The sequence below is a fragment of the Paenibacillus pedocola genome, from assembly GCF_031599675.1.
GTDB classification, from domain to species: domain Bacteria; phylum Bacillota; class Bacilli; order Paenibacillales; family Paenibacillaceae; genus Paenibacillus_AQ; species Paenibacillus_AQ pedocola.
This window is the reverse complement of sequence record NZ_CP134223.1, coordinates 4,994,125-5,009,428: the sequence shown is the minus strand read 5'-3', so window position 1 is coordinate 5,009,428 and position 15,304 is coordinate 4,994,125. Positions and strand designations below refer to the sequence as shown.

Annotated in this window: 11 protein-coding genes; 10 read left to right on the top strand and 1 reads right to left on the bottom strand. The window is 50.7% G+C overall.

Annotated elements, in window-relative coordinates; genetic code table 11:
- Positions 1–450: 450 nt before the first annotated feature.
- Positions 451–804: a hypothetical protein gene (locus tag QU597_RS22190; RefSeq protein WP_310829858.1), complete on the bottom strand. Its 354-nt coding sequence runs from the start codon at positions 802–804 to the stop codon at positions 451–453.
- A 730-nt stretch (positions 805–1,534) separates the two neighbouring features.
- Here QU597_RS22190 and QU597_RS22185 point away from each other — a divergent pair.
- The 10 genes from QU597_RS22185 to QU597_RS22140 all read left to right on the top strand — a co-directional run bounded on the left by QU597_RS22185 (position 1,535) and on the right by QU597_RS22140 (position 15,278).
- Positions 1,535–2,782 (top strand): serpin family protein, encoded by a 1,248-nt coding sequence (locus tag QU597_RS22185; protein WP_310829857.1) that lies wholly within the window; start codon positions 1,535–1,537, stop codon positions 2,780–2,782.
- A 302-nt stretch (positions 2,783–3,084) separates the two neighbouring features.
- Positions 3,085–3,849: a BofC C-terminal domain-containing protein gene (locus QU597_RS22180; protein WP_310829856.1), complete on the top strand. Its 765-nt coding sequence runs from the start codon at positions 3,085–3,087 to the stop codon at positions 3,847–3,849.
- Between the two features lie 234 nt (positions 3,850–4,083).
- Positions 4,084–5,001 carry an ABC transporter ATP-binding protein gene (locus QU597_RS22175; protein WP_206101636.1) on the top strand — a complete coding sequence of 306 codons (918 nt, stop codon included), beginning with the start codon at positions 4,084–4,086 and terminating at the stop codon, positions 4,999–5,001.
- Positions 5,002–5,003: 2 nt separating this feature from the next.
- Positions 5,004–6,155: an ABC transporter permease gene (locus QU597_RS22170; protein WP_310829855.1), complete on the top strand. Its 1,152-nt coding sequence runs from the start codon at positions 5,004–5,006 to the stop codon at positions 6,153–6,155.
- 1 nt (position 6,156) lies between these two features.
- Positions 6,157–7,263, top strand: coding sequence for an ABC transporter permease (locus QU597_RS22165; RefSeq protein WP_206101634.1), 1,107 nt, complete (start codon positions 6,157–6,159; stop codon positions 7,261–7,263).
- Between the two features lie 32 nt (positions 7,264–7,295).
- Complete coding sequence (locus QU597_RS22160; protein ID WP_310829854.1) at positions 7,296–9,890, top strand: condensation domain-containing protein; 2,595 nt, start codon at positions 7,296–7,298, stop codon at positions 9,888–9,890.
- The gene (locus QU597_RS22155) at positions 9,883–11,052 is read left to right on the top strand and encodes a condensation domain-containing protein (protein WP_310829853.1); all 1,170 of its coding nucleotides are present in this window, start codon (positions 9,883–9,885) and stop codon (positions 11,050–11,052) included. The genes QU597_RS22160 and QU597_RS22155 overlap by 8 nt, the downstream gene beginning before the upstream one ends.
- Before the next feature lie 10 nt (positions 11,053–11,062).
- Positions 11,063–12,643, top strand: coding sequence for a non-ribosomal peptide synthetase (locus QU597_RS22150; RefSeq protein WP_310829852.1), 1,581 nt, complete (start codon positions 11,063–11,065; stop codon positions 12,641–12,643).
- On the top strand, positions 12,627–14,117 hold the full coding sequence (locus QU597_RS22145) for a condensation domain-containing protein (protein WP_310829851.1): 1,491 nt from the start codon (positions 12,627–12,629) through the stop codon (positions 14,115–14,117). The genes QU597_RS22150 and QU597_RS22145 overlap by 17 nt, the downstream gene beginning before the upstream one ends.
- The gene (locus QU597_RS22140; protein WP_310829850.1) at positions 14,118–15,278 is read left to right on the top strand and encodes an ACP S-malonyltransferase; all 1,161 of its coding nucleotides are present in this window, start codon (positions 14,118–14,120) and stop codon (positions 15,276–15,278) included. It begins immediately after the preceding gene.
- Positions 15,279–15,304: the final 26 nt, after the last annotated feature.

Here is a 15,304-nt window from a genome sequence, read left to right as displayed (position 1 = left end):
TATTTCACATTCACTTCGTCAGTGTGTTATGTGGATCATAAATGCAACCATTTAGTCTTTGACTGTATCAGGAAGGAAACAATCGCTGAATGGGTTACGACCAAAAGTGTACCCCCATTTCCGAGCGATTGACCATACTAATCGATGGGGGGCCGCTACGCTCTCCCATACCGTGGTCTCAGAGGCTAGCGCTTCCGCTATCGCTGATGTGGAGCGCGATTCGCTGGTTTCTTAGTGCAGTATAACTTAAGACTATCCAGTAATCGGTTCTGTGCTAATAGAATAGAAAATATCCACGACACTGAGCAGTAGACGCATAAGGCGCACTTAGGGAGAGATAGTACAGCTTATCGCAGCAGCTCTGAACTAAAAATCAAAGTCATAGACTGCTGCTGTTATTTTTACACTAACGTTTTCCGTTAGTTCAAAGAACAGTTCATCAACAAATTATCACTTCACTCTTTCGGAAATATTTTTACTTATTTCTTCAGGATTTTTAACACCAATGATCAACTTTGATATTTTGAACTTACCAACTTTAAAGCTATTCAAATCTAAATGAAGAGTTTCAAGCTCATTTTCAAAAAAGTGCAGTTGATAACCACCATTTGATCTAAATAACCCATTTCTCATTCCTCCTAATAAAGCACCATATAGTTTAAAAGCATTTGGTATCGGTCTACCTGTTGTTATTCCCTTGATTGAAGAGTATGGAATTTGCAACCCTGTATCTAATTTTAAAAAGGGTGAGTTTCCAAAGTCGATATTTACGTAGGTTTCCATTAGTTGAATTTTACGTTCCATATTTTGATTCCCACATTTTCAAATAATCCATAATTACATATAATACCACAAATACCTCATTTCTCCATAAAATGCCCGTTAACTTAATAAAGCTTTTTTATCGAGAGTCATAGTGATTGTTGCGCAGTACGAATGCTAATATGACGCAAACTTTTACAATTTTTTACCTTTACTATATGACGAAAGGATTGTAGCGAAGTTGCGCTACTTTTAAAGAAGCTTTTTTAACGAGAGTCATCCTGATTGTTGCACAGTACGAGATACTCATGGGGAACAAATACAAATACTATTCGTTATTCTTCCGTATCAGCTTCTCAATATAAATCCAAACATAGTAAGTCATCCAAAATGCCATCGCGGTTGTAAATAATGCAAATGATCTTGTAGTGGATTGAAGAGTGAAGGCCAAGATGATCCCTAGAATGAGGAATAGTGGTAAAAGGGTGAAGTATTTCTTTTTATGCAAGTTAACTATCTCCTTTTATTAATTTGGTATACATCCATTAGAGGATGAAAATAAATATCTTATCAGACCGTTTGAACATCCTAAATGTCACCTCAATCCTCTTTTTTGTTAAATAATACCATATATCTATAGCAAATCCAGAAGCCGATTATTCCTAATGTGTATGCCGCCACTCTTGAAACTTTTTCCAATTCCTCGCGTCAGTGATGGTATGCGGATGTTCGGTACATACATTCAGCCATTATTGTGAAAGGGGGAAGGGTCGTGAACAAGATACTGGCATTGCTTCTGTCGTTGCTGCTGCTGACCAGCTGCAGTTCTGCGGGCTCCTCAATGAGCTTCAGCGAAAGAGCAGATGCGGCTAAGAAGCTGGATTCCCGGCTTGCCCGGCAGAGCAATGAGCTTGGGCTTAAGCTGTTCAGCCAATTGAGAGAGCAGAGCGGCGGAGGCAGGAATCTGACGATTTCGCCTTACAGCATTTCCGCTGCGCTGGCGCTGGCCTACAACGGCAGTAAGGGAGAAACGGCAGAGGAGCTGGGCAAGCTGCTGGGCTATGCTCCTGATGAACTGGATCAGCTTAATACTAGTGAGGGCGCTCTGCTGCCGCTGCTGAACGATGCCGGGCCCGGCATTCAGCTTGAGCTGGCTAATTCGGTGTGGGCTAATCAAGATATACCGCTTCGCAAAGGATATTTGAAAGCAAGTAAAGACTACTATGATGCTCAGATCCGTACTGCAGATTTGACGGGAGATAAATCGGTAAAAGCAATTAACGAGTGGGTCTCTGACCACACGTCAGGGAAAATTGACAGGATGCTGGAGCAGCCGCCCGGAGCGCAAAGTGTTGCCGTACTTGTGAACGCACTTTATTTCAAGGGCGGATGGAAGAAAGTGTTTCTGGAGGGAAATACGCATCCGGATGATTTCTATCCCGCCTCCGGTCCGGCTGTGGAGGTTCTCCTGATGAATCAGGCTGGTCACTTTCTATATGCAGAAGATAAGGATTGGCAGGCCGTGCGTCTTCCCTACGGAGAGGGCCAGATGCATATGATTGTGATTCTTCCCGCTAAGGATTCTTCTCTAAATACGCTTCTTAATCACCTGGCTAAAGACGGTTTACCTTCAGATGATCAATTTTCGGGTAAGCAGGGATCGCTTTCTTTGCCCCGGTTCACAGCAAGCTATGGTACAGACTTGAAGGAAGCGGTGCAGGCTCTGGGAGTGAAGCTTGCTTTTGACCCCCGCAAAGGGGATTTCTCAGCTCTTGCGGATACGGGGACTCCCATCTTCATCAGCAGTATTATTCATAAAACGTATATCGAAGTGAATGAGTCCGGAACGGAAGCCGCCGCTTCAACGCTGGTTGGAATGCTCGCGGGAGGAGCTGCCTCTCCAGCTGAAGCGCCTTTTGAAATGATCGTGAACCGGCCGTTTATCTATATTATTGAAGACATACAAACCGGAGTCTGGCTGTTCATGGGCGCAATTGAGAACCCGCTGCTCACGGAGTAGTAACGGGAACACAATAATATTTTTGCCTTATATAATTTTAACTTGAAGATAAACATTTAAGGAGAAGTGACGGAAGAGAAGTTTGGAACTGTAGGAGCGGCAGCGTCCGCCTTTGTCTGCGGATTTCAACCGTGGCAACGGTATAAATCAAGAAATCTGCAGACAACAGCGGCCGGAAGTCCAAACATTCTCTGTAGTCACGACCTGTCCTAAAATAGAAAAATCACAAGTTTAATCTATAAAGCGCATAATTGCCCCCTTCACAGGTCACAATAGGAAAAAACCAGAATGAAGGGATTACAGTGAACGCTTTTCGCTTGAAAAAACAACTGTGGCGGCGATGGAGACGGTGGAAAAAAGCCCCTTGGGTTGGAGCGGCTTGTATCGCATTAACGGTGCTGGCATGGCGCGGCATGCAGGTTCCGGAAGAGATCAGCGGTTTGCTAAGTACTTCCGAATGGAGGATCCCTACAGCAGCGGGGGAATTGTATAATCCGCTGCAGAACGGGAATCAGGGGGACAGTGTAGCGGCTCTGGCAGCCGTTTATCATACCGGGAATAACAGGGAAGACAGCAGTACCGCAATGGACCGCGCACAACTGCTGGAAGCGGTGAGCCGCGGAGGCATCAGCAGAACAGTGCATCTTCAGACCACTTATGTAGCAGGTGAGGAAGTGCAGACGCTGCCCGGTGTGAAGAGTCCCGCCCAGCTGAAGGCATTGATTGAGGAGCATCCGGGCTGGAACGGCTGGATCAGCAAGGAAGGCGATCTGTGGCTGGAGCAGCGGGTAAATGACTTATCGCCGCTGACTAAAAAGGATGCCTACATCGGGGTGGATGAGCAAGGAAATCTGACGTTGTTCAAAGGGCCTCCGGCAGGAGAAGAAGTGCTGAAAACCTTTTTCCAAATGGATATGGGGTCGATGAAATCCTCGCTCCCCGAAGAGATCTGGAAGCAGCTTCACGAAGGCATACGCGTGCAGGATATCGAGGAGTACAACAGTGTGCTCTCGACGTTCAGCGATTATGCCAGGGATTCAGCAGAGCAGGTTATGCAATCTGAATAGGGTATGCACTAAACGGTTATGCGCCTTGAAAGGCGGCATGGCCGTTTTTTTTGTGCGCAAAATCATGCAGTTATTATCTAAAATCCGCCTGTTATGACATAAAAGTATATCCTTTTGCACCGATGCTACACTGTGAATGTAGGAAACAGGCCTCGCAATGAATTCCTAAGTGAATTCGTTCGGAGGATGTCAAAGGAGCAGAAGCTCACAACATTTGTAGGAGGTACAACAGCAATGAGGACAATTTTTTCAGGCGAGGCTATAGATTTCAGCTACAACAAAAAGGAACCCGTTCTGGACGGCTTAACAATCTCTATCACAGACAAACAAATTTATGGACTGCTGGGCCCTAACGGAGCCGGGAAGTCAACCTTGACCAAGGTGATGCTGGGGCTGGAGAACCCGCAGAACGGTAAATTGCAGTGGTTCAACGAGTATCCCAATCAGAGCACGAAGAGCCGGGTGGGATATGTGCCGCAGGATTTGGCGCTAATCTACGATCTATCGGCATATGAGAATGTGGAATTCTTCGGCAAGCTCTACAACCTGAAGGGGGAACGGCTGAAGAATCAGGTCCGCTACGCACTCGAATTCGTCGGGCTGTGGGACGAGCGCAAGCAGAAGCCAAAGAAATTCTCGGGCGGGATGAAGCGGCGGCTGAACATCGCCTGCGGCATTGTGCATAATCCGGATGTCATCATTCTGGATGAGCCGACTGTAGGTGTGGATCCCCAGTCGCGCAACCGGATTCTGGATGCCATTCTTGAGCTGAACCAGCTGGGCACAACCATCGTCTACATCTCGCATTACATGGAGGAGGTAGAGAAAATCTGCTCTCACGTTGGCATTATCGACAAAGGTACGCTGCTCTGTGAAGGCAGGCTGAGCGAAGTTCTGGAGGCACACACCGATCAGGCGATTCTTAAGCTTGAGTTCCAGCAAAAGGGATCGGCTTATGCCGAGCGGCTGGCGGAATACACGGTGATCTCTACAGACGAGAACACGGTCGAGCTCTCTGTCCCGAAGAATAACGTCAGCATTCTCAGTGAAATTAAAGCAAGATTCGGTGATGAGGTCAAAAGCTTTCAATACATCTCGCCGAATCTGGAACAGGTTTTCTTCAAATTAACCAAGAAGAATTTGAGGGATTAGCCATGTGGACCATTTATCTGACAAGCATGAAGCGGAAAATAAAAAGTCCGGTCGTATTCGTCAACTACATTCTATTGCCGCTGCTGCTGATTGTAATCCTCGGCAATGCCTTATCCACCATGTTTCATTCTGAGCCGGAGAAGACAGCGGGAGCCATCAACATCACACAGACCCGTACGGTTGTGGTCAATGAGGACAAGGGACAGCTCGGTAAGGATATTGTGTCCTTTCTTACAGGCAAGGAGAACCAGGAGTTGTACAAGGTAACGGTCGCGGAGAGCGCGGAGGAGGCCCGGAAGTCTCTGGAGGCTGATGAATATGACCAATATATTTATCTGCCGGCCGGTTTAACGGAAGGGGTTAATGCCAAGCAGGAGAGCGCAGTAACCATCTACGGCAAGGACCAGAACATCGATAAGGTGGACATCACAGCATTGACCCTCTCCGCCTTCGGGGACGGCTATCAGGCGATGGATGTGTCTGGACGGAATAACCAGCCTATCGTGTATCAGCATGCTTACAGCAATCTGCTGACAGCAGGAAATACGTCAGAGAAGCAGAGTGATGCGGGCAATATGTCAGGGCTAAGCTATTACGGAGTGACGATGCTGGTGCTGATTCTCTTTTACGGCCTGGCCAACACAATGAATTTCATTCAGGAGGAGTACAATGAGGCACTTGGCGACCGCTATCTCATTTCTCCGCTTTCCAAAATGTCGCTGGTAGTCAGCCAATGGCTGACCGGGTGCTCGATCTCCATTATTCAGGGACTGATCATCGTCTTCTGTGCCAAGCTGTTCTTCAATGTATCCTATGGCGCAAGCAATCTGGTGGTCCTGTTCATCATCATCGTGGGAGCGGTTTTCTTCAATGCGCTGGGTTTGTTTCTCGGAGTGCTTGGACGCCGCATGAAGGCGCTGGACGGTATTGTCTCGCTGCTGATTCCGGTCATGACGTTTATCGGCGGCGGATTTATCAAGCTGGATTTCGGCTCACTCAGCAAGCTCAGCATTAACGAGGTGTTTCAGCAGCCGTTGTTCGATTATATCCAGCAGGGTGTAATTCATCTGATGCCTGTCTATAATGCGCTGGCATTGTCCTTAGGCTTTGTGATCATCTCCGTCTTCTCATTGACACGGAAAGGAGTCAGATAAGATGAGAATCTTTGAACTCTATTTGAAACGGATCGTGAAAAGAAGGCTGACGCTTATATTCATGGTGCTGCTGCCGATCCTCTTTACCTTTATGGTAGTCACGCAATATAACGATGCGACCAAAGTTACCTTAGCCCTGTATGCACCGGACCCCGCGGTTGACTCTTATGTCTCTGCCATGCTGGAAAAGCAGGATGTGACCCTGATTCATGCGGAGGATGCAGACAGTGCCATTAAGAGCAGTGCCAATCTCGGAATTGTCTTCTCCCAGACGGCCGATGAATTGTATGCCAGCCCGGATGGAATGAAGATTGAAAGCTATGCCAAAGAAACCAATTTCAATTCAAAATCACTCGAAGTGAAGCTGAACAGCGTCTTCTCTTCCCTGCAGACGCTGGCCAAAAATGCTCCGGATGCAGGAGCCTTCAAGCAGAATATGAAGCTTATGGAGGGTTCCCCGGCACCGATTAAGGTGGAGCCGAGTATTCTGGGCAATCCGCACGCAGTGGTGCTGACCAGCACGTTCAACATGATTGTCTTCATCATGCTGTTCCTGACAATGACCAATACGCTGCTGTTCCTTGGTGATAAGGTTCACTCGACCACAGAACGGGTACTGCTGACGGCTAAAAATAAGCTCAGCTACTATCTCCAGACTGTCTCAGTATTTGCAGCAATCGGTGTCGTCCAGTTCCTGCTGATGATTGCGCTGATGAGCGGAGCTTTCGGAATTGACCTGGAGCTGTCCGCCTCTCATCTGCTGCTGCTGGTCCTGGCTTACGGCCTGCTGAATGTTATTGCTGCAGGGATTGGCCTGCTGCTGGTCAGCCGTACCACCAAGCAATCCACCGGCCGCCTGCTGGTAACGGTAGTCTCCCTGCCGCTGGCGATGCTCGGAGGAACACTCTGGCCCAGCTCGATTATGCCCGAAGGGATGCAGCGCTTCGCCAGAATTCTGCCTACCCGGTGGATCACGGAGCTGAATACAGAATTGTTCAGCGGGTTCTCAGGAAACAGCGGCGCTGTAACAACCCATTTCATCAGTTTGTTTGGCTGTGCGGCAGTGATCTTCCTGCTGCTTACCCGGGTGAAGACTCAGGATATTTAGAGCAGCTGCCGTGAAAGGAGGAGGGGACCATTATGAAAGTGGAGCCAGATAACGGCACACGGTACTATGAGCTTACACCCCTGCAGCAGAAAATTCTCTATGCAGAGAAGCATAACAAGGATTACGGAATTTATTTCTCGGTTCACTATGACAAGCGGTGGAGCCGGGAAGACCTGGAGCAGGCCGTTCAGCGGGTGATGAATGCAGCCGAGGCCTTTAGCGGCAGGATCATCAGACAGGAGGGGCAGTACCTCTTTGCTGTGGACCGCGGCTTCAAGGATTACAGAAGCGGGACTTCGCTCCGCGGCCAAAGAATCTCCATTTTTGAAGGGCAGCAGTTAGCCGCCTTTTACCTGAGAGAGGATGAGCGCTGCATTGAATTTCTGATGCATCATCTGATTATGGACGGGGATTCCCTTTATCTGTTCCTGGACTGTCTGGAACAAGAGCTGCTGACCAAGGATTCTCCGGTGTTTCAGGAGGGAAGTTATTTCCGGGAGCCGGGCCAGGGGAAGCCGCTAACTATAGCTGACGGATACACGGACAAGATCAGGCAGTTCCTCCGCACGGATAAGGAGTCCCGTCCGTATGCCGAACCGGTGTATGGCCGGGACCGGCTCTCAGCCGAAGCATTTAAGGCAGCTGCCGCATTATCCGGTAAACTGAAAGTAACCCGGTTCGGTGTGATTCTGCTGGCTCTGGCCCTGCTGTCGCCGCAGCGGAAGAACCTCGTCGGCGTGGTGGTGTCCCGCCGGGATCACCGGCAGCAGGCCGGTGTTATCGGGAACTTTACGGACATTGCCCCGGTGCTCCTGCAAATTGACGAAAGCTTAAGTTACGCCGGTAATGCGCAGAGCATTTTCAAGGAATTGTTTCATGCGATTAACGGATCCGCCGCACTATCCTACGAGGAATATATGGAGCTGCTCGGGTATCGCGGGTATGATTACGTCCTATCCTATACAAAAATGCCGGATCTGGACCGGAAATCGGCGGTGTTCTCCGGGCTTGCTCTGGGCGAATATCTCCACAAGTACAATAACCACCTGCAGTTTAATGAATACGAGACGCAGCTGGATTATGAGGTCTGTTATGAACAGCATCTCATGCAGCACCTGTGTGAAGGTCTGGAAGAAATGCTGCTGGAGCTGGATCAGCTGGATCTGTCCCAGCCAGCCGGTAAGGCGCAGATCACACCGCTGGTTATGTTGGAGACTGCTGCGGCAGCCGAGTGGAGCGCTGAGCCCAAAAGGAGCAGCCACTGGTTCCCCGATGTGGATGAGGATGAGAACCTGTTCAACTCCTCCATCTCTTCAATGGATATTGCCAGGATGATCACGGATATTTATGAGCATCTTGGTGTACAGCTCAGCTATCAGGATATTTATGCATCGGGAACGCTCCGGGAGCTGAAGCAGCTGATTCTCGGCAAGGCTGGCACTGCGGTTCCGCTGCACATGGGCGGACAGGAACCGGATGAATATGTATGTCCGAACTTTATGAAGGTGCTGTTCATCGACAGCTTCCGGTTTACAGATTCAAATATGTACGATGTGAAATATGCGTACCGGATTTCGGAGCAGGGTACAGCGGAATTAATTGCCCTCCAGGCGGTAATCGAGCATGTTATTGCATGCAACGATGTATTCTTCACCGAATATTCCTATGCTGACGGTGAGGTGTCGGGAAAGGTTAAAGCGGACCGGCATGTTGAAATTGAGCATCTCACTGTGGCTGATCTTGAACAGCTGAACGGTATCAGCAGCGGATTCCGCCTGCAGGGCGGTGCAAGGCTGTGGGACATCCGGCTGGTCACGGTACTCTCCACGCAAGAGACCTACCTGTATCTTAATATGCACCACATGCTGATCGATCAGGTAGGGCTTGCCGTGCTGCTTCGCCAGATCGAGGACAGCTTCAATGGCCGGCCTGTAGATTATGCCCAGTACGCGCAAATTGCCGGAAGCTATGAAGCGGCAATCAGCGATGCCGTACAGGGCTGGCAGCCGCTCCTCCGTTACAACGCCTATCCAAGCCAGGGCAAGCCGATGCTGACCAAGGGAAGCTATCATGTGCATGAGATTGCTTTTCAAGTGGAAAAGGCCCCCTATTCCGAGACGGAACACAGATTGCTTACATACATAACAAACCGTTTGGCGCTGGCTTTCAATCATACACAAGGTTATGTAGGTGCGGTATACCACGGCAGGGTGATACCGGGCGCGACGAAAGTCATCCATTCCTTCGCCAGAGTGCTGCCAATCTTCTTCAACGCGGCAGACGAGGAAGTCCTCCGGGAGAGCCTTGCTACGGCACACCGGTATCAGGCGGCATCGATTTACGATTTGAACGGCGCCGGATTTACACTTGAATTCCCTTCAATCGTGTTTCAGACGCTGGTTGCAGGCAGCAGCGAAGGTACATTATTTGACCGGACGCTGGAGTTCGCAGGGATGTCCAAGTTCCAGATTCTGTTGAACCTGGAGCTGTCCGCCGCAGAATGCCGCTTAAGCCTGTATATTGATGATCAGATTTATAATCCGGCGGAAGAAGCACAGATTGTCCGTGATGTGCACGCCGCAGTACAAGAGCTCACTGGGAAGGCAGGTGAAGCGGAGCATGCTTGATTATGCACCCTTGGCAGACCGCCAGGAAGCCTGGGAGGAGAGCAGTGAGCTGACCTCCATTCAGCGGAAAATGTTCATCTGCAACAAGCTGCCGATCTACCGTCTGCCGCTGCTGTATCCGCTGGAACCCGGAATCAGCTATGCAGCTGTGAAGGAAGCCTTATATGCAGCGTTCAAGGCACATAAGACACTGCAGGTGAAATATACGTATGAGCCGCAGCTGCGGAAATTTTACCAGCGTTATACTCCGCTGCAGCCGGAAGAGTTCATTGTGGAATCCCTCAGGATTATTGAACCGCCTGATGAGTATATCCGGAACCTGCTGGCAGGCATTGATCTGAGCGCAGATTATCCATGGCGTCTGGCCTTTCTGGAATGGCGGGATGAGCGGTATCTCTGGGTAGAGTTTCATCATATCGTGATTGACGGGCTGGGCATCCGCCGGTTTGAACAGGATTTTACCGGCAGGCTGCTGGAAGGACAGGAGGTTCCGCCGCAGGCTTCGCTTCCATTGTCCAGCTACCGCAGAATCTGCGAGCTGCAGCGGGATAACCCCGGTGCACCGGAAGCAACCGGCAGGCTGCTGAAGCTGCCTGAGCTGCAGGACAAGCCGGTCCCTGGTGTCGGAAGGCTTACAGTTCCGCTGGATAATAACCGGCAGGAGGCTGTTCAGCGGCTGGCCAAGCAGCTGAATGTAACCAAAAACGCCGTGTTTCAAGGCGTGCTGGAGGAAGTGCTGAGCCGCTGCTGCAGCGGAGATACCTACGGCGCCATTGGCAACTGGCGCATGGGCCTGGGGAATTTCACGGAGGCAGGCTGCTACGTGCGGCTCATGCCGAAGCGGATGCAAGCAGCCGGTACAACGGAGGACAGGATCAGAACGATTCACCGGGATAATCTTCAGACGCTCATGAACCGCAGCAATGAGCTGCCGGGAATGACTGAATATCCAGTGATGTATTCCTATGAAGAGGATATGTTCAGGCATTTCCGGTATATCCCGGCGGACAGGATGTGCAAGTTCCAGCTCTATATCCGGGTGTATTGTTACCGGCAGGAGAATGGGATTGAAGCCGAATACAGCAAGGCTAAATATACGGAGGAACAAATTTCTGCAATCATCAGCGAATTCAGCACCAGGCTTGATCATTTAGCAGAATAGGGGGCTCAATATGAATTTATCAGAAATATTTAACAAAAAGTTTAATATATACCAGGATAAACAGGCGATTCTGGACGATACCCGCACCCTTACCTATCAGCAGCTGGACGAGCTAACCCGCGGGATTGCCGCCTGTCTGCGCAGGCAGGGAGTCGGTGAAGGGGATGTGGTCGCCATCGAATGCGTCAGCAGAATCGAAGCTATTGCACTCATGATCGGCACCATCCGGGCCGGAGCCGCCTATTGTGTCATTCCTGAAGCCTATCCGGACTACCGCAAGGAGAAGATGAAGGCGCTGGTTCAGGCCAAGCTTAGTGTGCATCAGGTAGACTGGGCAGAAGGCGGCCATGCAGACGAGCTTCCGGAAGCGGTAAGAAAGCCGGACAGCCTGCTGTACATTATCTTCACCTCAGGCTCAACGGGAGAGCCGAAGGCGGTAGCTATTGAAGATCATTCGATCGCCAAAATTGTGAATGAACCCAGCTTCTACAGCGGCAATGTAATGGGCCAGCTGGCTCCGCTGGAGTTCGATGCCTCGGTGTATGAGATTTTTGGCGGGCTGCTGAACGGCATGACGCTGAAGCTGATCAGTAAAGATGACAGCCTGGATTGCGAAAATGTACCTGAAAGGTTCAAGGATATCGACACCCTGTTTCTGACCACACGGCTGTTCAATCTGTATGTGGATGAGGCCCCGGAGCTGTTCAGGAAGGTATCGCTGGTTCTGACCGGCGGTGAGCGCTGCTCGGTGCATCATCTGCAGGAAGCCGCCCGGCACTGCACCGTCCTGCATGTATACGGACCCACGGAGACGACCGTTTTTGCCACCTCCCACAAAGTCACTGGTGCCGAACAAGATATGCCTATCGGCAGACTGTTTGACCAGGGAACGTTCATGATTGTAGGCGACAATAACCTTCAGGTGCCGCAAGGGCAGCAAGGGGAGCTTCTGATTGCGGATTCCGGTGTGATGCGCGGCTATCTGGGAGATGAAGAGGCCAGCCGCAGAGTCCTGCTTCAGCAGGATGGAGTACGCTTTTACCGTACCGGTGATGCCGTGTACCTTAATGATGCTGGTGAGATTGTCTACGTCGAACGGAAGGACAGGCAGGTCAAAATCTCCGGCTACCGCATTGAGCTGGGGGAAGTGGAGAAATGTGCCTATGACTTCGGCCTGCAAAAGGATTGCCTGGCGCATTATGACGGTAAACGGCTCACGCTCTACGTGAAGGATCAGGTCAATCTGGAGCAGCTGCGGGGCCATTTGAGAAGCCGGCTGCCTGAGTATATGGTTCCTACAGTGAAGGTGGTGGATATTATTCCTATGAATACGAACGGCAAAACGGACATCCAGGAGATTATAAGTGGCAATTGTAAGGCCAATGAGAGCCGGATTGAAATTATGAAGGTGATGACGAGTGTGCTGAGCAGCGAATTAACCGCAGAGCAGACGTTCCTGGATGTGGGCGGGGATTCCATCAAGGCGATGGAGATCATCTGGCAGCTGGGAAGCAAGGGGTATCAGCTGGACCTCGATACGCTGTTCAGCAGAACAATAGGAGAGATCGCGGACAATGTCAGCAATGGTTAGCAGTACTGAGAAGAGGATCGTAAGCAGCTGCCTGCTTAGTCCGACGGCTTATAATATTCCACTGTTTGTGAGGTTCGCCGAAGGGCTCAACATTCCCAGAATGTATAATCTGCTGACCCGCTATATGGAGGATTTCGAGCTGTTCCGGACCTCCTATGAAATACACTCGGAGATTCATAAAAGAACCCGGAATGAACCGCCGACGATTGAGGTTAGAACCTTTGAGCATCTGGACAAGGATCGTCTCATCGGCGAGCAGCTGATCACGATCAAGGACCGTGCGCTGGTCCGTTTCCTGATCTGCAGGGTGCTCGATGAGCCCGGTGATTATCTGTTTATCAATGCCCATCATGTTCTTCTCGACGGATTCAGCATGAATCTGTTTCTGCAGGAGCTTACCCAGGCTTATCTGTCCGGGGAACCGGCCGTCTCACAGCTGTATCCGCCGCTGCCGGAGGAGGCTCCGCAGGGAAGCATGCAGGCAGAAGGAGGCGGGGGCCGGACCCTCAGCTTCGGGAAGTATGCCCCGTTTAAGAGCAAACTGCTGGGCAGACAGAGCAGCGAGATTCATTACCTGAACGAGTGCTTCAGCCTGGACGGCAGTCCGGCCAAACGCCATTCGGATTTCGCGGTGGCACTGACCGCCTTCTCGCTCAGTCTGGCCCACTTTCTGCACAGCGGCTCCGTATATCTGGCCTATCCCTACCTGGGCAGAGACCCCCGGAATTACAAGGCGCTCGGTAATTTCGTCCAGCTGATTCCGTTTGGAATAGAGCTGGAGGAAGAGCTCGGGACAGAGACGGATCAGCTCATTGCCGGCATTCAGAGCCAGATTTTCGCAAGCTTCGCCGGACGAGATTATTACGATGAGCTGATCCGCACGGAGGGGATGAGCAGCATGAATATTTTCAGGGATATTATCTTTGACTATAAATCCGGCAGCCTGATCGCCAAAACCTTAAATGAGGCTCACGGCATTCAGCTGGAGGAGGCCCACGGCTACCGCGACGAGAAGTATGGTCTCCATTTCTCCGTATACAAGACGGGAAATGACTGGGAGATCAGCATTATCTCCAGCGAATACGGACTTACAGATCTGCAGGCACTGCTGACGCTGTTCCACTCCATTCTTCAGAAGCTGTATGCGAATGCCGGCGGCGGATTACGGGTTGGCGATTTAGTATCGCTCACTGCGAAGGAAGAGAAGCATGGCGGTGAAGCAGCCCCGGAAACACCGGGCGGAAAGATTTACGACGAGGTCGCCGGAATCGTATCCGCGCTGCTGGGGGAGGCGGGAGTGCAGGCGAATGTAAGCTTTTTCGATCTCGGCATGGACTCGCTCCTGCTGGTGAAGTTCAAGAAAAGAATCAGGGAATCCTTCAATATCAATCTCAAAATCTCGGATTTCTTCAATTATCATACGGCGGAACTGCTGGCCGGAAAAATTATGGATCATCTAAAGGAGGCTAATTAAATGAATATTGCATTACTGTTGCCCGGACAGGGAACCCGATTTACGGAACAGGTAAAAGAGCTCTGGCTGGAATCTCCGGAAGCCCGTGGCCTTATTGAAACGGCAGAACGGCAGCTGGGCTATCCGGTTTCGGAATGGCTGACCTCCGATCTGAGCAAGGACACCCACAAAGCGCAGCTTGCCACCTATGTCGGCTCCATGTGCATGTATCAGTTATACAAACAGCAGATTGGATTGTATCCCAGCTATGTGCTTGGCCACAGTCTGGGAGAGCTTACCGCACTGACCATTGCCGGGGCTGTGAGCTACGAAGAAGGGCTGCAGCTGGTGGATATCCGCGGGAAGGCAATGAAAGCGGCGATTGAGCAGCAGGAGAGCCTCGGAATGATGGCGGTATTCGCCGCACCTGAGCAGGTCGAAGCGTTGGCAGCCGGCTGGGATGAGGTCTATGCGGCCAATCTGAACTCGGAGCAGCAAACTGTAATTTCCGGTACAAGGCAGGCCATTCAGGAATTCGTCAAACATCACCAGCTCGAAGGAGTGATGCTCGGCGTGAACGGAGCCTTCCATACTCCTTATATGAAGGAAGCGGCTGAACAGGTCTATGAGCAGCTTGGCGGGCTGTCCTTCAGCACCAGACTGCAGACACAGGTGATCAGCAATAAGAGCGCAGAGCTGTATGATTTCACAAATATCCGTGAAGAAATTGCCGCTCAAATGGTCAGCCCGGTCCGCTGGAAGCCGTCGGTGGATTATGCGCTCAGCCAGGGCGTGCAGCTCTTCGTAGATCTGTCGCCAAACGGGATGTTCGTCAAAATGTTCAAATCCCTGGATGGGGTATTTGCCTTCCATAGTGAAGAGACCATCGGCCTGCTGCGTACAGAGCTGAAGGATGATATTGAAGTAAACCGGCATTATGATGTATTCTCCCGGGCGCTGGGCATCATTGTCTCCACCAAAAATAACGGCACGGATGCCGAAGCCTATGACAATATCGTCATGAGCGGCTATAACCGCATCAAGTCGCAAATCGGCAAGGAGGCTTCGCCGGAGGATATCAAGCAGACGTTGTCTCTGCTGGAATTGATTCTGAGCACCAAGGAGGTTCCGGCTGACGAGATTGCCGAATATTGCAACCGTCTAGCCTGGAAGATCGGATAACAACGGTAAATGCAGCATTGAAGAAG